Here is a 15,949-nt window from a genome sequence, read left to right as displayed (position 1 = left end):
TTCAACATCACGACTTAAGTGAAACGCCAAATAGCTTGGCAAATTCCGGATCGATCCAAGCTGATTCAACTTTCACGGTCAGCATATCTACATCGGTAGGTTCTTTACACCCATTTAGAAAAACTTCAGGGGAATCCGCGAGTAAGATCTGGTCACCCGTTTCATGATCCCAAAAATAAATCTTGTTAGCCATTTGCACGAAATAGTTACCACAGCCATCTTCCGCAAAAACATGCATCCCTGCCAATTCAATCGGATGCGGCTTACTGCTTTCTCTAATGACTCCAAACTCTGTTTGCTTGGCATCAATGAAAATTTTGCCAAATGCGCTCTGCATGAGTAACTCGTCTTTCATTGCGCAATCCACACCACACTCGCCATCCGCCCCGTCTGACGACTACGGCGGTAGGAGAAAAAGCGTTCGTCGCTGAACGTACAGTACCCGCCACCATATACGGCGGAGACACCAACTGAGGCCAGCCGCTGGCGTGCCAGCAAGTACAAGTCACCCAGCCACTTACCTTCATGCGTTCCCGGTTTGAAGGCCGCTTCCGCCGCCAGATCATGCGCCATAAAGGCCTCGCGCACCTCACCGCCGACTTCAAACGCATCCGGCCCGATGGCAGGCCCGAGCCACGCCATCACCGGAGATGTCGCCTGCATGGCAGCCACCGTTGCTTCTAGCACGCCACCGCATAGTCCGCGCCAGCCAGCATGTGCAGCGGCCACCACCGTACCCGCCTCGTCGCAGAACAGCACCGGCAAACAATCCGCTGTCATCACCACAGCAGCACGTCCGGGGAGCGTCGCCACACTGGCATCGGCATCCGGCACCACATGGCTATCCAGCGTATCGAGATGTGCCACCCGCGTGCCATGTACCTGATCCAGCCAACCCGCAGCCGCACCTGTATGGGTGGCAAGTGCTGCACGATTGGCCGCGACGGCGTCAGGCGCATCCCCGACATGCGTCGCTAGATTGAAGCCGGCAAAGTCGCCCTCACTCACGCCACCTGCCCGCGTCGTCGAGATCGCACGAACATGCGTTGGTGCAGGCCAGTCGGGTACCAGTGCTGCGCTCAGCCAGTCAGTCATGCAGGTGTCCTCAAAGCAGCCATCAAGGTCGAAAAATCATCAGGCATCTGGCTTTCCCACTGCACATGCTCGCCGGACACAGGATGCACCAGCCCCAGACGCAAGGCATGCAGTGCCTGTCGCGCAAACACGTTCAGCGCAGCCGCCACTTCTGGTTCTGCAGCCATGCCCTTACCGCCATACACGGGATCAGCCGCCAGCGCATGGCCAATATGCGCCATATGTACACGAATCTGGTGGGTCCGCCCTGTCTCCAGTTTGCATTCCACCAGCGTATGACGATCGAGCTGTTCAATTGCCTGCCAGTGCGTGACAGCGGGCTTGCCGGTGGGCACGACCGCCATGCGCAAACGATCTCGCGGATGCCGTCCAATCGGCGCATTCACCGTACCCGAACCCGTTAGCACGCCCTGTGCAATCGCCAGATACTGGCGCTTGACCGTGCGGGCCTGCAGCTGACGCACCAAGTCGGTCTGGGCGGCCAGCGTACGCGCAACCACCATCAACCCGCTGGTATCCTTGTCCAGCCGGTGCACAATGCCCGCGCGCGGGATGTGTCCGAGTTCCGGATAACGATACAAAAGGCCATTGAGTAGTGTACCCTGCCAGTTTCCTGCAGCAGGGTGAACTACTAGCCCTGCAGGCTTGTCTATGACAATGATCGCAGCATCCTCGTGAATCACGGGGAAGTCGATGGGCTCGGGTGCGAAGGCTTGCTCCTGCGGGTCGGGTTCAATATCGACCTCGATCAGCTCGCCGCCCCAGACTTTTGTCTTGGGTTGAACAGCTGCTCCAGCCAGCAACACCTTGCCATCGGTGATCCATTTGGCAAGACGGCTGCGGGAAAATTCGGGTAATAGTCGCGCCAAAACCGCATCGAGGCGTCCACCAGCACAATCTTGTGGCACTTCGAGTGCGATTCTGTCATCCGAATCGTTATAATCTTCGGCTTCTGTCTGAGAATTTGATACAGGGTTTTCCATGAAACGCATTGTACCGTTGTTCGCCGTCATGCTCGCACTTGCTTTAACAGCGTGTGGCACCGACCCGGATAAAGAAAAGATCAAGCACGCCAGTGCGGAAGAACTGTATCAAAGTGCCAAGACCGAGCTGGATAACTCAAATTACCAGCTTGCAGTTAAAACCTACGAGCAGCTGATCGCCAAGTATCCTTACGGTAGCTATGCCCAGCAAGCCGAACTGGAAATGGCCTATGCCAATTTCAAGGATCAGGAACCCGCTGCTGCGCTGCAGAGTCTGGATCGCTTCCTCAAGCAGCATCCGACCCATCAGAACGCGGACTACGCCTACTATCTGAAGGGTCTGATTAACTTTATCGAAGACAAATCCTTCTTTGCAAGAATCGCCAATCAGGATATGGCCGAGCGCGATCCAAAGGCCGCCAAGGAATCTTTCGAAGCCTTCCATGATCTGGTGAATCGTTTCCCCAATAGCCGGTACGCCGAAGATTCGCGTGATCGCATGGCCTACCTGATCACGGCACTGGCCGATAGTGAACTGTACATTTCAAAATACTACTACCGTCGCGGGGCATATTTGGCTGCCGCTAATCGCTCCAAATATGTCATTGAAAACTACGGTACCACCAATCGTGTGGAAGTTGCGCTACTGATTATGGCGGCATCTTACGATCGCCTGAACCAGAAAGAGCTGGCCGATGATGCACGTAAGGTCTTGAAAACAAACTACCCGAACTCGATACTAACCGAAAACCAGATCTTCGGCACACGTGCCTGGTATCGCTTCTGGTAAAATTTTTTGCACGAAATGCTTTACAGAATGTGCAAATCTGCTTAATATGCGCGTCTCTTCTGAAACGCACCGCGCTTGTCGCAGCGAACCGGAAGAGACGAATTTCGGGGGTATAGCTCAGCTGGGAGAGCGCTTGCATGGCATGCAAGAGGTCAGCGGTTCGATCCCGCTTACCTCCACCAAAATTCAGAGATGCAGCAAAGATTGACCTCACGGTTACTTGCTTCAACTCGAAGGCCACTGTCCCCATCGTCTAGAGGCCTAGGACACCGCCCTTTCACGGCGATAACCGGGGTTCGAATCCCCGTGGGGACGCCAAAACATGGCGTCAGCCATTGCCGGTAGCGATACCGGATGCAACAAAACAGCCCGACCATCTGTTTTGCCAAGTATCAAAATACCTTGGGGGTATAGCTCAGCTGGGAGAGCGCTTGCATGGCATGCAAGAGGTCAGCGGTTCGATCCCGCTTACCTCCACCAAGTATTCGAGTCAGTGTTGTGCAGTATGCAATCTGATTCAAACAGGCCAGGTCCCCATCGTCTAGAGGCCTAGGACACCGCCCTTTCACGGCGATAACCGGGGTTCGAATCCCCGTGGGGACGCCACCACAAGTCAAAAGCCCGATCTCAGGATCGGGCTTTTGCATGTCTGGCGCTTGCATTTCAAACACTATCGACGCCATCGTGAATTCATGCCGCGTGCCCGGACCGCCAACCTGCATCGCAGCCCTCCTTCAAGTACCTCGCCAAGTACGCTTAATCGTTTTCATAACGCCGCTCAATGTCTGCGTAGCGCCCCTTGCGACGAATGCCGGCCAGAGCCACGTTGAACAGATCGCGATAGTCTGCACGTACAAATCCAACCGAATACGATGTCGGTGGGAACAATTTGTACCACGTGACAGGCTGCCGCATATTCACCTTACCAGGCCGATTGGCACTAAACCATTCGATAATACGGCGCTCGCCCACAACCACATCAACTCGCCCACTAAATAACAGCAGATTCCGAACACCCTGATCACCTTCTTCCACATATTTTGGATGATTGATCATGACTTGTTCGAATTCTGGTCCGAGCAACTTTCGCGCACGCTGAAATGAGCTGACCGAGTAGTTGGCCAAGTCCGCCATCTGATTGAGCTCTACCTTTCGTGCTGACAAGGCGACTGCATAGTTCTGATATTCGATATACGGATCGGAATAAGCAAGCGTCAGCCCGGACTGGGAATTGGTCGTGGTGATAGCGTCAAGTTGTCTGTGCGCAATCATGACATGAAGGCGCTCAATCGGCGCAAAGAAGGGCTTTACCTCGAATCCTGCCTCTACAAGTGCCGATACCACGATATCGTACTCCAACCCTCGGCGTTCCTTTTCGAAAATATAAGGCGGCTTGTTATTACTAAAACCCACCCGCAGCGTGGCTAACGCCGCATGCGCATGCGCGCAGCAGAGCACAATCAATACACATCCCCATGCGTACCGCTTCATATATATTTCCTCACGCCTCCACATCACTTTAGCAAGCGTCAGATGCATTTGATAGCATGTTCCCCCGCAATAGGCTGAACTGATTTATCCTGCCACGGTCACCGGCCTTTTCCTTCCCGCATCAATGCGACTGATTGATCAATACCAGCGACTGCACCAGAACCTGCCCGCTTGCCCGGCACCGGATATGCACGCCATCGCAGATATGCTGTGCTGCAGTGTGCGCAATGCCCGACTCTTACTTGGGCAAATGGAAGCATTCGGCTGGATACGCAGAATTCCGGGGCGCGGGCGCGGACGCCGGACACAGATCGACTTGCTAAAAGAACCGTCAGCACTCCGACTTCAGCACATCCGCTCACGCATAGAAGCAGGCAAGCTAGATACCGCATTTCTGGAGACGGTGCCACGCGCGCGTCTGGATGCCCTCGGCATGCTGCTGTCCACCTGCATAGATGCATCTAGCGGTACCGTATTGCGCATGCCCTTTCATCGCAGCCTGACCAGCCTTGATCCCCTACAGGCAAATCGCAGGCCTGAATTGCATATCCTGCGACAAGTCGGTTGTGGACTTGTCGAATACGACGAGCAGCTGCATCAGCTACGTCCCGCACTCGCTCACCGTTGGACACATGATGCGGCTGGCATTCACTGGTCTTTCAATGTGCGTCCCGGCCTGCATTTCCATGATGGCCGCCGCATTCGCACGCGCGACATTGTGTCCACCCTCGAACGAGCCCGCATCACCGAAGGCCCGCATCGGCAATCATTTGCCCATATTGAGACGATTGGATCCACACAGGATACCATTCACTTGCTTCTTTCTAGGCCAGATCATCTCCTGCCGAATTTGCTGGCCAGCTGCGCAGGCATGGTTGTGCCGGAAGATGATTGGCTGCGAGCGGATTTCAGTCAGCGCCCCGTTTCTGCAGGCGCATTCCGAATAGAACGGAATACCCCCTGGCAGGCACGCCTATCCCGATTCGATGGGTATTTTCGCGAACGCACACTCCTTGATCAGGTCGAACTCTGGTTTCTGGAGGCATCTAACACCTTGCCGGCGATGCATGCTCGTCAATTTGACAGTCATTTCCGTGCCTTACCTGATCAAGCTATCCCACCGGACTGGCAATTGCTGCAGCAACCCGAGCTTGGATGCGATTTCGCGATCTTGAATCCCGCATCCCCTATCTTTGCCAGCCTTGAATCAAGACAAGCATTTGCCCATCTACTTCGTCAAAGCGTTATCCCGCTCTCGGTCATGACCCAGCGTCCGCTTGCACAGGGTTTTCTGCCCGACTGGTTGCACGTCGAGGATAGACAGACTGGCGCACGACTGACGCCTGCGACCTTGCACATGATCAGTCCGAAACAGGACGGTAGCCAGCAGCTCGCAGAGCATCTTGCAGCTACACTGAGAGATAAAGGCTACCGGATTGTGCTTTCCCTTCTGGACTATGATGATTTCCACGGACAGCAAGCGTGGCATCAATCAGATATCGCCATCGGCTACGAATTGGTGCTGGACGACATTCGATTTGGATTGCGAGACATCCTGAACGGCAATTCGATGCTCCATGCCTGGCTATCTGCAGACCAGCGAGCCAACCTGCAGCGTAGCGTGATGGCGGCATCCGGCACGTCTCGCATCGAGGATCAACATCAGCTGCTCGAACAAGCCTTCCGGCAACTCACTGCGGAGGCGTCGATGATCCCTCTGCTTCACACCCGCCAATATGCAGTTGCGCCTCCACAGATGAACGGGCTCTGTCTCAACGCAAGCGGTTGGTTAGACTTTCGCCGGATCTGGTTTGATAGCGCGCCATAAAGCGGAAATACCTGTGAAGACTTTTCCGCTTTTATGCATGGCGGTCATCCTTTGCAACGCTAAGATGCTGTTTCCGATCAGCCAGCATTCGGCTCAAGAACAAGCAGAGGGGAAAGTGAATTGAACAGTCTGATAAAGTGGCAACAGAGCGCAGTCACGGCGGCAATCCTCGGTGCGTCTGCAATTTATGCATATTGCGAGCAACCAGCGATTCGCCAGCCGATTTCCGCTACAGCACCTCAACCAATCACGCTGGGAGAATCATTTACGATCAGTTCGCGGCATCTGAACGAAATCAGGCGTATCAATGTCTATGTCCCGCCAGGTTATCGCGAATCCCCGAATGCCCAGTTGCCCGTCATTTACATGCCGGATGGCGGCATGGCAGAAGATTTCCTGCATGTCGCAGGACTCATGCAGGTATCTCTGGCCAATGGCACCATGCGCCCGTTTATTCTGGTAGGTATCGAAAATACCGAACGCAGGCGAGACCTGACAGGCCCGTCTACCCAAGAAGCTGATCGCAAAATCGCCTTGCGTACAGGCGGTTCGGCAGCATTTCGTGCCTTCATTCGGGACGAGCTGTTTCCAGTCATTGAATCTCGTTACCGGGTGACACCTGAACGCGCGATTGTCGGGGAATCGCTGGCGGGCTTGTTTGCCCTTGAGACCCTGATTGCATCACCTGAGATGTTTAGCGCCTATATCGCCATTGATCCCTCGCTATGGTGGAACAACAGCCAGCTGACACAGGACACTGCGACTTTTCTGAAGACGCATCCGGATCTCACAGCCACGATCTACCTATCAAGCAGCGGCAACGGCAATGACGACAGCGTTAAATCGTATGCCGGTATGATCCGCCACGGCAACCATGCGGGTATTCGCCATCGCTTCGATGAGATGCCACAAGAGCTCCATCAAACGATTTACGAACCATCGGCCCTGAATGCGTTTCGCTGGGCATTCAGGGGAGCGGATTCTCCCCTGCCCAGGTGATGGGGGCACAGAAAGCGCCTTCGCTACTCGTTCAAATCGGAGTGGGCCATCCAGCGCCCATTCCCCATTGATACCTCGCGAACATTTCGCATCCAGTACCAACCCGTACGCTCATAGAATGGGGAAAAGCCTGACCAGCTGCGGATCGGCAACCATGCATACCTCACCCGAACGGTGTCGTGGTTTACATGGCGATTTTGCAAGAAAATGGCTGACATGATGTTCTCCTGCACACACTCAAAGTGATCAAGATCCGGTACATACACCCGATCTCAATATGTGCGCAGCTTGCCAGCCAATCATGACAGTTGTGCGCTCGCAAGTGTGCTGCACAGCAACATCATGCCATAGACTTTCCGCAGAACAAAATTCGCAATCGTTTGATTTTATTTACTAAAATAAATCTGTTGCAACGCAAACACCCAGACCCAGACTATCCACCAAACTGGCCATTTCGCTCTCGGATACTGATTGCGTCAGCCAGGCCAGAAAATGCTCCTGATCAATTTGCCAGCACCACAGCGTATAGCCTGCATCCTGCAAACCATCGGCGGCACGTAGTACCAGTTCTGGTACAGTCATTGCCTTGAGCCAGTCATCATCCAGTGGATCGTCCACACCCCAGTCAATTTCTTCGCCCATGCCTTCAAGCACGCGCAACATACCTTCCACGAATTCGGGTCCTGCACGCCAATTCAGCTGGCATGCCGACTCGCCATCAATGATGTCTTTCACGACATTCATCAGATCAACTGTACTGGCGAATTCATCGTCATCGTGCGCGGCCAATTCATCCAGAAAGGCCTGATATTGCTCATCGGCACGATCCGGAAAGCCGGGATTAATGAGTTCGAACAGGGTATGGGCTTGTTCGGCCCATGACTCGATATGCGGAAGATGCATGCTGATTTTTGCCTGACCATTGAATGGCTGGCATTCGATCATAGTGTGACTGAGCCTGCAAGCCCGTCAGATAGACGCCAGCTCGACTTCCAATGAAAATGTCGATCCGACACCGAGCTCGCTGCTCACAATAAGGCGACCCTGCATGCGATCGGCCAGCTTGCGCGCCAGGGCGAGTCCGAGACCAATGCCCCCCTGGGCTCTGGTTTTGACATCCTGCGCATGGGAAAACGGTGCAAACAGATTGGGCAGCCGCTCGGCATCAATGCCGATACCGGTATCCTGCACAGAGAGTCGAAGCGTGACTGGCGCCCCGTCCCCTCCCTCCGTTGCGCTGGTCACCTGAACATGTCCGTTTTTAGTGAAGTGGATGGCATTCTGGATAAAGATTCTGAGGATCTTCTCAATGCCGCGTCTATCCCCGGATAGGCGCACAGAAGCCGCCAGTGTAGCCGACAGTGCCAACCCCTTTTCCGTCGCTGCGGCGCGAAATTGATCCAGTAGATTGGCGGCGAGATCATCAGGATCAAACGCCTCCCGCACGTCTTCCGGCGTAACCGCATCAATGGAGGTATAGTCGTTCACACAATCTACGATATCGCGCAGATTACGGCCACAGGTGAGGATGGGCTGGATATAGGTCTGTTCTTCTTCGGATGCGATGCTTTCAAGCACCTGCGCCATCCCCAGTACGCCGTTCAGCGGTGTCCTGAGTTCATGCCCGATTACCAGCAGGAATTCGGATTTGGCCCGATTAAGTGACTCCGCTTGCTCTTTAGCTCGCAGCAGGCTTTCCTGCGCTGCAATCATGTCAGTTACATCGGTGACCAGTGACAATAAGCCGCTCAGTTTGCCGGACGCCCCGTATATGGCCACCGTTCGCCAGTCACAATGAATGACGCTGCCATCCTGCTTGAGCGAGCGACACGTCACCTGACCGACCTGATGGCCACGCGCAGCAAAATTGACGGCGCCCGCAAACGCATCGTAATGAGCAGGTTCGATCAGAATGGGAACCAGCTTCTGACCGATCATGGCGTCAGTCGACCAGCCAAACATGCGTTCAGCCATCGGATTCCAGTCGGAAATCCGGCCTTCCTTGCCCCAGAAAATAATGGCGGCAGGCGCAGCATCATATACACCGCGCAATTTGACATGACTATCCAGCAGCGCTGCTCGGTCCTGTCTCGCAATGGTCACATCATCGAACACGAGGACTGGCTGCTTGCCAGCAGAGAAGGAATTGCAGTTGAACCACGACCAGCCCATATCGCGACGTTTGATTCGGACATTGACCAGCTTGATGGATTGGCCGTCTGTGCAAGATTGTAGTGCTGCAAGCACATTGGCGCGGTCATCATCGTGCAGGAGTAGGCTCCATGCATCACTGGACCACTCGCCCCAGCTCTCTGGCAATCCGAGTGAAAGATTCAATCCGGGAGACACCTGCCAGCACGCCCCCTCCGGATGCCAAACCGCGACCTTTACCCTGCTAAAGACAATCAGGCTTTCCAGGACATGAACTTCTGGTGCAGGACTCGGTTTGAAAGGCATGTAGGCTGATCAGAACAGTTCGATATCGTTACCCTTATCCTGCAGGGCGGCCACATAGTTCTCTAGCGCAGCCTTTACAGGAACACCTTGCAGCAATACTGCGTCAAACAAAGCCCTCTCTTCAATCGTTGAGAACTTCGAGCGAAACCTCGCCTGCAGCGCAGCCCATTCAGTTGGCACATACAGACGTGCACGATCGCTGATTAAATCGCTTACATCGTCCAAGCCATCCACGACATGTGACAATCGCTGCACCATTTTGTCGTAGAACTGGAAGGACACCACAGCCTGATTCATCATTGAGCCGACTTGCTCGGTTATCCCCAGCAGCGCAGCCTTCTGGGCGGCGTTTTCGGGGGTCGTCGGTATTTCACGTACCAGTTCGCTCATGTTGCGAACATAGCCGCCCATGCTGGTAAAGGTTGCCGCCAGATGATCGACCGAATCCTCGCTATCGCGCATCGCGGCCATCACTTGTCCAGCCACCACCTCGAGAATCAGCACGGTCTCGCCAACCTGGCTCCAGTCCAGATCGGGCGTATTGGCCCTGCTGCCTCTGTATTCTGATGAGTTATCTGTCTGGCTCATTGGTCACACCTTTCAGAGTCTCGTTATAGACAAGGAAGCGCGTGAGGACAAAACAGCAAATACAAAAAATGCCACCAAGTGGTGATCACTGAGTCAGTAAAAACGCCCGCTTGTCGGGCGGGCGTTGGGATGCAGCTGGCTGACTCTCGTATGGCGCAGCAATTAGATTTAGCGACGATAGATTTGGTCGAATACACCACCATCGTCGAAATGGGCTTTCTGCGCTTTTTGCCAGCCACCAAATTTTTCGTCGATCGTAAACAGTTTCAACTTGGGGAAGGTACTGGCGTATTTTGCCGCAACCGTAGCGTCCGTCGGACGATAGTAGTGCTTTGCCACAATTTCCTGACCAACCGGGCTGTACAAATACTGCAGATACGCTTGCGCCACCTTGGCGGTACCGTGTTTGTTCGCATTCTTATCGACTACGGCAACGGGCGGCTCGGCCAGAATAGAGCTGCTGGGAACCACAATCTGAAATTTATTGGCGCCACCGGCTTCATTGAGCGCCAGGAATGCTTCGTTCTCCCAAGCGATCAGCACATCGCCCTGACCACGTTCGGTAAACGTCACCGTTGCACCACGGGCGCCGGTATCCAGAATTTTGACGTTACCGTAAAGTTTGGCGATAAAGTCCCGTGCGGTTTTGTCACTGGCTCCGGGTTGCGAAACCGCCCACCCCCACGCAGCGAGGTAATTCCAGCGGGCACCACCAGATGTTTTTGGATTAGGCGTCACAACTTGCACACCGGGACGCACCAGATCCCCCCAATCCCGAATCTGCTTGGGATTCCCCTTGCGCACAAGAAACACGATGGTGGATGTATAAGGTGATGCGCGCTGCGGCAAACGTGACTGCCAGTTGGCCGGCAATAGCTGCGCTTTAGCGGAGAGCTCGTCAATATCGTAGGCAAGCGCCAGTGTCACGACATCCGCCTCCAGACCATCCAGCACCGCACGTGCCTGCTTACCAGAGCCACCATGGGACTGCCGTATAGTCACATCTTCATTGGCGGTCTTTTTCCAATACGCCGAAAAAGCCTTATTAAAGTCCTGGAACAACTCTCGAGTCGGGTCATAGGACACATTCAGCAATTCACGTCCGGCAGCCTGTACGCCGGTTGACAGCACGCTTGCGATCAATACCACTGTCAAAGCCAACTTTTTCACCAACGTACTCCAGCTTGATTTGAATATGGAGGCGAAGTGTAGAGATCCGTCAGATTTGGGTACAGTAATTACAGATGATCTATAAATTCCAAAATGGAATATCAAGACAAATCCCGCCAGTGTCCTACACTGAAGAACATTCCCTCTGCCAAGGCCGTGATCGTGTCTGCCGATCTGAACGAAGCAAAAACCGACAAGCTCCTGAAAAGCCTGACGCTGCCCCCCTTGCCGTCCGTGCTGGCGGACTTTCGCGCTGCGCAAGCCAAAGAAGCTGACCTGCAAACGCTCGGGCAGATTATTGGGCGAGACATTGGTCTGGCTGCGGCCGTGCTCAAAGTAGCTAACTCGCCAGGCTTTGCAGGCAGAACACTGGATTCGCTTAAGGATGCTGTCACGGTGCTTGGAGCTGCCAATCTGGAAAGCATTGTCACGAGCGTTGCACTCAAGCAATTGCTGCCATTGCCTCCCATTTTGCATACCTTCTGGGAAGAATCAGGGCGAATTGGCAGTATTGCCAGTCAGGCGGCAAAAACGTGGCATCTCTGCCGACCCGATCAGGCGTATTTGTTCTGCTTATTCAGGGATAGCGGTATTCCGGTGCTGGCGCAACGCTTCAGCAGCTACATCAATACCTTGGCTCGTGCCATGGCCGATCCGGTGAATTTTACCCAGATAGAGGAACGGAGCCGGGCCACGGCACATACGGTGGTGGGGTATTTGCTGGCAAGAACATGGTTTATGCCCGAGCACTTCGCTGAAGGCGTGCTGATGCACCACGATTTTGCAGCGATTGGCAAGCATGAGTCTGTTTCACGCGAAGCAGCACGACTAGTGAGTACGGCACGTCTGGCAGAGCACTTACTACGTGCCCATGTATTGAATGAACTGGATCTGGGCTGGCCACAGGCCGAGCAGGCCGTACTCGGAGAGCTGGGTATTCACCCGTCAGAAATGGAGGAATTCGGAGACGAGCTACGTAAAGGCCCGTCTCTGGTGTAGTCACTGACCGCCCGGCCCGCCTCCCGACTCAGTCCGGTTGACCATATTTCCGGCGCAGCTCAATCAGCACTGCGTCCTTTTCAAGCCAAAGTTCATGCAGCCACTCCTGCATCTGCTTCCTGAATGCCGAATCGCCAAGATAGTCTCCCGTACACAAATGTGCAGGGATGTGGTGCTGCTTGATATTTACCACCACGCGCTTAATGCGCCCTGCCAGTAAATCGTAAAACGTCGGAATGCCGTCCGGATAATAGATGGTCACATCTACCAAGGCGTTAAAACGCGAACCCATCGCATTCATTGCAGCGGCGATTCCACCAGCCTTGGGCTTGAGTAGATACTGATAGGCCGACTTTTGCTTGGCGTGCTTAGCAGGCGTAAACCGGGTGCCTTCCAGGAAATTCATCACCGACGTAGGAACAAGCGAGAATTTTTCGCACGCTTTCCGAGCGGTTTCAAGGTCTTCACCCCGCTTTTCCGGATGCTTCATGAGCCAGTTTGCATCACGGCGCTTCATAAATGGAAAGTCGAGCGCCCACCATCCCAGGCCAATAAACGGGATATAAATCAGCTCTCGCTTGAGGAAAAACTTGAGAAAGGGGATGCGGCGATTGAGGACTTTTTGCAGGACAATGATGTCCACCCAGCTCTGATGGTTGGATTCAACCAAATACCAGCCTTTGTACTGCAGGCCGTCCAGACCTTCTACCTGCCAGTCGATCTTACCGGCAAGTGCCATCCAGAACCCATTATTGACAATCCATTGCTCGGCAATGGTATTCAGAATACGGTCGAGTACCTGTCGAACAGGTTTGACGGGCAGGACAAGTTTGAATAATCCCAGTCCAACAATCAGGACCGAACAAATTACGACATTCAGGGTCAGCAGGACTGCTGAGATCGCCAGACGGATTGCGGGAGGCAGAAAGCCGAGCATGAAACGCCCTTCAGTTGAGACGAAAGCGGCATTCTACCTGCCCATCCGGCAATTTTGCTTAGCTCAGCGCAAACACAGAGGATGCGAGTGTGTTTTCTCATGCGCGCACCTCGGTCACACTTGCTTTTGCGACGGAATTCAGTTCAAACATTTCCACCGTTCCGGCAAACGACACAACCGAGACAATGAGTGCACAGGTGATCGTTACAAGGCGCTTGGTTAGGGTCAGCGATTTCATGATACAACTCCTTTTCTTGATTAAGCTGTGAGCTGGCTAATGGGTTGATCTGCTGGCAATTCAAACATTTGCACCGTGCCTTGCATTACTGCAAGGGAGATAAACAGCGCACACATGGCCATGGCAAGACGGGAAGACAGGTTCAGGGTTTGCATGATGATGCTCCTATTAAATGCGTAAAAGGGTTTTGCTCAGGTGATTAAACGAGTTGCTGTGATGCAGCAGCAGGCTGGGTGATGTCGAACATCTTGATCGAACCTTGCATAAAGGTCAGGGACACAATCAAGGCGCAAACGACAGTGACCAGACGGGCAGATAAACTCAGTGATTTCATGGTGTTACTCCTTACGTTGCCGTGTTTTGATGAGTGAATCATGGCAGGACTGTCTGTCCAGTACTGCCTGATTGCGACCACATGCAGAAAACGGGGAGCGAAATGCACAATTTGCGAGGCGAGCGTTGAGTGAATACGCTTGAAAGGTAGAAAAGCCGGCACCAGATACAAAAAATCCCCCGGACTCATCGAAACCGGGGGATTTTGCATTGTTCGGGAAGGTCAGGCGGCTTTGGGCATCTGATCGTCTATTCCCTCTAGGGTGATGGCTTCATGCTGCACACACCCGGCCGCAACAGAGGGCTCGGCCATCATACTCAGCTCGAACATGTGTCGCATCATGCCCAGCATAATCAGGGCTCGGCCACTGGTCAGGCTGTAATGCACAAACTTGCCATCTCGACTGGTTTCCACCAGCCCTGCTTGACGCAGAACAGCAAGCTGCTGACTAAGTGTTGGCTGGCGGATGCCTGTACGCTGCTCCATTTCCGTCACGGTCATGGATGCTTGATCCAGGGCATTCAGTAGTGCCAGACGATCCTGATTGCCAAACGTCCTGAAAAACGATGCTGCTTCGGTATACACGGTCGAATTTCCTCACTCATATCGTGCTTATTGGTTGATTTTTTTATTCACCTCAAATCAAAGATAACTTTCAGGAAGTAATATATGCCTTTTCGGTCTAATATTTCATCCCAGACCAAGAGGAGATCACATGCCAGCACCCAATGTTGAAGCTTTTTTCGATGCACAAACCTGGACAATCAGTTATGTGGTCTACGATGCCCCAAAGGGAGAGGCGGTCATCATCGATCCCGTTCTCGACTTTGATCAGAAGTCGGGCAGAACATCTACCAAACAAGCCGACCAGATCATTGCCTTCGTTCACGAAAAACAATTAACGATCAAGTGGTTGCTTGAAACGCATGCCCATGCAGATCATATTTCCGCCGCGGCTTATCTACGCAAGCACATCGGTGGCCGAATCTGCATTGGTGCAAAGATTACCGAAGTTCAGCGTGCCTTTGCAAAAGTTTTCAATTTGGGGAGTGAATTTGCACCGGATGGTAAACAATTCGATTGCACGCTTCATGAAAGCGATACGCTGAATGCGGGCGATCTATCCATTCGCGTGATGGAGGTTCCGGGTCATACACCCGCTGATGTCGCTTATCAGATCGGTGACGCGGTATTTGTGGGGGACACCCTGTTTATGCCAGATGTAGGCACCGCTCGCTGCGATTTTCCGGGTGGCAATGCGCGCCAACTCTATGCATCCATTCGGCGCTTACTGTCGCTTCCACTGGATACGCGTCTGTTCATGTGTCATGACTATCCTCCGCCTGGCCGCGGTGCACAGTGGGAGAGTTCGGTGGCTGAACAGCGCCGCGCCAATATGCATGTTCACGACGGGGTAGATGAGGAAGCGTTTGTGACCATGCGTGAAGCCCGTGATCGCACCCTGAGCATGCCGCAACTGATTCTGCCTTCGATTCAGATCAACATTCGGGCGGGAGAATTTCCACCCGCAGAAGCAAATGGGATCAGTTATCTGAAGCTCCCATTGAATGCGCTGTGAGACACAGCATTTGATTGGCATCAGCAATATGCATTTGCCACTGTCCGATTTATGTCGAAGCGACTACAATCGCCTCCACGAAATCCAAATCACACCTGGAGCAGATACATGAAAAAAATGATCGCGATTCTGATGCTCGGTCTGATCGCCCAAGTTTATGCAGAAGATGCTGCACCGACCGCCGCTACACCTGCAGCACCGGAATGCAAGCAACCGGACACAATTAGCAAGTTCGCCAGCGACAACCAGCGCAAAGTGTTCCAGCGCCGCGTCAAGGAATACTCCGAGTGCATCAAGAAGTTCGTCGATGAACAAAACCAGCTGGCACAAGCCGCTATCGGCAAGGCGAATGCAGCGATCAACGAACAGAATGCCTACATCAAGAAAATCAACGAATCGCAGCAAGAACAGTAATTTGCTGTCATTCAACTGAAGATGTGCATCAGGCTCCCTAGGGAGCC

At 53.6% G+C, this 15,949-nt stretch carries 18 protein-coding genes and 4 tRNA genes; 10 read left to right on the top strand and 12 right to left on the bottom strand.

Annotation, left to right across the window (positions count from 1 at the left end; translation table 11 throughout):
* Positions 1 to 7: 7 nt before the first annotated feature.
* Genes KSF73_09695 through rluD form a run of 3 tightly spaced genes read right to left on the bottom strand, consistent with a single transcriptional unit; the run spans position 8 to position 2,078 of the window.
* A complete protein-coding gene (locus KSF73_09695) occupies positions 8 to 355 on the bottom strand; it encodes an SMI1/KNR4 family protein (protein MBV1775985.1) in 348 nt (115 codons plus the stop codon).
* Complete coding sequence (gene pgeF / locus KSF73_09690; protein MBV1775984.1) at positions 352 to 1,095, bottom strand: peptidoglycan editing factor PgeF; 744 nt, start codon at positions 1,093 to 1,095, stop codon at positions 352 to 354. The genes KSF73_09695 and pgeF overlap by 4 nt, the downstream gene beginning before the upstream one ends.
* Positions 1,092 to 2,078, bottom strand: coding sequence for a 23S rRNA pseudouridine(1911/1915/1917) synthase RluD (rluD, locus tag KSF73_09685; GenBank protein ID MBV1775983.1), 987 nt, complete (start codon positions 2,076 to 2,078; stop codon positions 1,092 to 1,094). The genes pgeF and rluD overlap by 4 nt, the downstream gene beginning before the upstream one ends.
* Before the next feature lie 28 nt (positions 2,079 to 2,106).
* Between rluD and KSF73_09680 the strand changes: the two genes are divergently transcribed.
* The 5 genes from KSF73_09680 (at position 2,107) to KSF73_09660 (ending at position 3,474) form a co-directional block, all read left to right on the top strand.
* The gene (locus tag KSF73_09680; protein ID MBV1775982.1) at positions 2,107 to 2,868 is read left to right on the top strand and encodes an outer membrane protein assembly factor BamD; all 762 of its coding nucleotides are present in this window, start codon (positions 2,107 to 2,109) and stop codon (positions 2,866 to 2,868) included.
* A gap of 106 nt (positions 2,869 to 2,974) precedes the next feature.
* A tRNA-Ala gene (locus KSF73_09675) sits at positions 2,975 to 3,050 on the top strand.
* A 60-nt stretch (positions 3,051 to 3,110) separates the two neighbouring features.
* A tRNA-Glu gene (locus tag KSF73_09670) sits at positions 3,111 to 3,186 on the top strand.
* Between the two features lie 86 nt (positions 3,187 to 3,272).
* Positions 3,273 to 3,348 (top strand) — tRNA-Ala (locus tag KSF73_09665).
* A 50-nt stretch (positions 3,349 to 3,398) separates the two neighbouring features.
* Positions 3,399 to 3,474, top strand: a tRNA-Glu gene (locus KSF73_09660).
* 150 nt (positions 3,475 to 3,624) lie between these two features.
* On the opposite strand, the gene KSF73_09655 is transcribed toward KSF73_09660, so the two are convergent.
* Positions 3,625 to 4,359 carry a transporter substrate-binding domain-containing protein gene (locus KSF73_09655; protein MBV1775981.1) on the bottom strand — a complete coding sequence of 245 codons (735 nt, stop codon included), beginning with the start codon at positions 4,357 to 4,359 and terminating at the stop codon, positions 3,625 to 3,627.
* A 124-nt stretch (positions 4,360 to 4,483) separates the two neighbouring features.
* Here KSF73_09655 and KSF73_09650 point away from each other — a divergent pair, with 124 nt between their 5' ends.
* Together KSF73_09650 and KSF73_09645 are read left to right on the top strand one after the other, a co-directional pair.
* Entirely contained in the window at positions 4,484 to 6,187 is a 1,704-nt protein-coding gene (locus KSF73_09650; GenBank protein MBV1775980.1) for an SgrR family transcriptional regulator, read from the top strand.
* 120 nt (positions 6,188 to 6,307) lie between these two features.
* The gene (locus tag KSF73_09645) at positions 6,308 to 7,186 is read left to right on the top strand and encodes an alpha/beta hydrolase (protein MBV1775979.1); all 879 of its coding nucleotides are present in this window, start codon (positions 6,308 to 6,310) and stop codon (positions 7,184 to 7,186) included.
* 23 nt (positions 7,187 to 7,209) lie between these two features.
* Here KSF73_09645 and KSF73_09640 read toward each other — a convergent pair whose 3' ends face one another.
* The 5 genes from KSF73_09640 to KSF73_09620 form a co-directional block, all read right to left on the bottom strand.
* Complete coding sequence (locus tag KSF73_09640) at positions 7,210 to 7,404, bottom strand: hypothetical protein (GenBank protein MBV1775978.1); 195 nt, start codon at positions 7,402 to 7,404, stop codon at positions 7,210 to 7,212.
* A gap of 175 nt (positions 7,405 to 7,579) precedes the next feature.
* Entirely contained in the window at positions 7,580 to 8,131 is a 552-nt protein-coding gene (locus tag KSF73_09635) for a hypothetical protein (GenBank protein ID MBV1775977.1), read from the bottom strand.
* A gap of 24 nt (positions 8,132 to 8,155) precedes the next feature.
* Complete coding sequence (locus tag KSF73_09630) at positions 8,156 to 9,643, bottom strand: PAS domain S-box protein (protein ID MBV1775976.1); 1,488 nt, start codon at positions 9,641 to 9,643, stop codon at positions 8,156 to 8,158.
* A gap of 9 nt (positions 9,644 to 9,652) precedes the next feature.
* Positions 9,653 to 10,231 carry a hypothetical protein gene (locus KSF73_09625; GenBank protein ID MBV1775975.1) on the bottom strand — a complete coding sequence of 193 codons (579 nt, stop codon included), beginning with the start codon at positions 10,229 to 10,231 and terminating at the stop codon, positions 9,653 to 9,655.
* A 168-nt stretch (positions 10,232 to 10,399) separates the two neighbouring features.
* On the bottom strand, positions 10,400 to 11,404 hold the full coding sequence (locus KSF73_09620) for a sulfate ABC transporter substrate-binding protein (protein ID MBV1775974.1): 1,005 nt from the start codon (positions 11,402 to 11,404) through the stop codon (positions 10,400 to 10,402).
* A gap of 90 nt (positions 11,405 to 11,494) precedes the next feature.
* Here KSF73_09620 and KSF73_09615 point away from each other — a divergent pair, with 90 nt between their 5' ends.
* Complete coding sequence (locus tag KSF73_09615) at positions 11,495 to 12,400, top strand: HDOD domain-containing protein (protein MBV1775973.1); 906 nt, start codon at positions 11,495 to 11,497, stop codon at positions 12,398 to 12,400.
* A gap of 28 nt (positions 12,401 to 12,428) precedes the next feature.
* On the opposite strand, the gene KSF73_09610 is transcribed toward KSF73_09615, so the two are convergent.
* The 3 genes from KSF73_09610 to KSF73_09600 form a co-directional block, all read right to left on the bottom strand.
* Positions 12,429 to 13,337 (bottom strand): acyltransferase, encoded by a 909-nt coding sequence (locus tag KSF73_09610; GenBank protein MBV1775972.1) that lies wholly within the window; start codon positions 13,335 to 13,337, stop codon positions 12,429 to 12,431.
* Between the two features lie 97 nt (positions 13,338 to 13,434).
* Positions 13,435 to 13,575, bottom strand: a complete 141-nt coding sequence (locus KSF73_09605; GenBank protein ID MBV1775971.1) for a hypothetical protein — start codon at positions 13,573 to 13,575, stop codon at positions 13,435 to 13,437.
* 556 nt (positions 13,576 to 14,131) lie between these two features.
* Positions 14,132 to 14,494, bottom strand: coding sequence for a metalloregulator ArsR/SmtB family transcription factor (locus tag KSF73_09600; protein MBV1775970.1), 363 nt, complete (start codon positions 14,492 to 14,494; stop codon positions 14,132 to 14,134).
* Positions 14,495 to 14,624: 130 nt separating this feature from the next.
* Between KSF73_09600 and KSF73_09595 the strand changes: the two genes are divergently transcribed.
* Both KSF73_09595 and KSF73_09590 read left to right on the top strand, forming a co-directional pair.
* On the top strand, positions 14,625 to 15,488 hold the full coding sequence (locus KSF73_09595; protein MBV1775969.1) for an MBL fold metallo-hydrolase: 864 nt from the start codon (positions 14,625 to 14,627) through the stop codon (positions 15,486 to 15,488).
* A gap of 108 nt (positions 15,489 to 15,596) precedes the next feature.
* A complete protein-coding gene (locus KSF73_09590; GenBank protein MBV1775968.1) occupies positions 15,597 to 15,902 on the top strand; it encodes a hypothetical protein in 306 nt (101 codons plus the stop codon).
* The last annotated feature ends 47 nt before the right edge of the window (positions 15,903 to 15,949 follow it).

The sequence above is a fragment of the Burkholderiaceae bacterium DAT-1 genome (assembly GCA_019084025.1).
GTDB lineage: Bacteria > Pseudomonadota > Gammaproteobacteria > Burkholderiales > Chitinimonadaceae > DAT-1.
The sequence above is the reverse complement of the archived record's forward strand: the minus strand, read 5'-3'. Positions and strand labels throughout refer to the sequence as shown.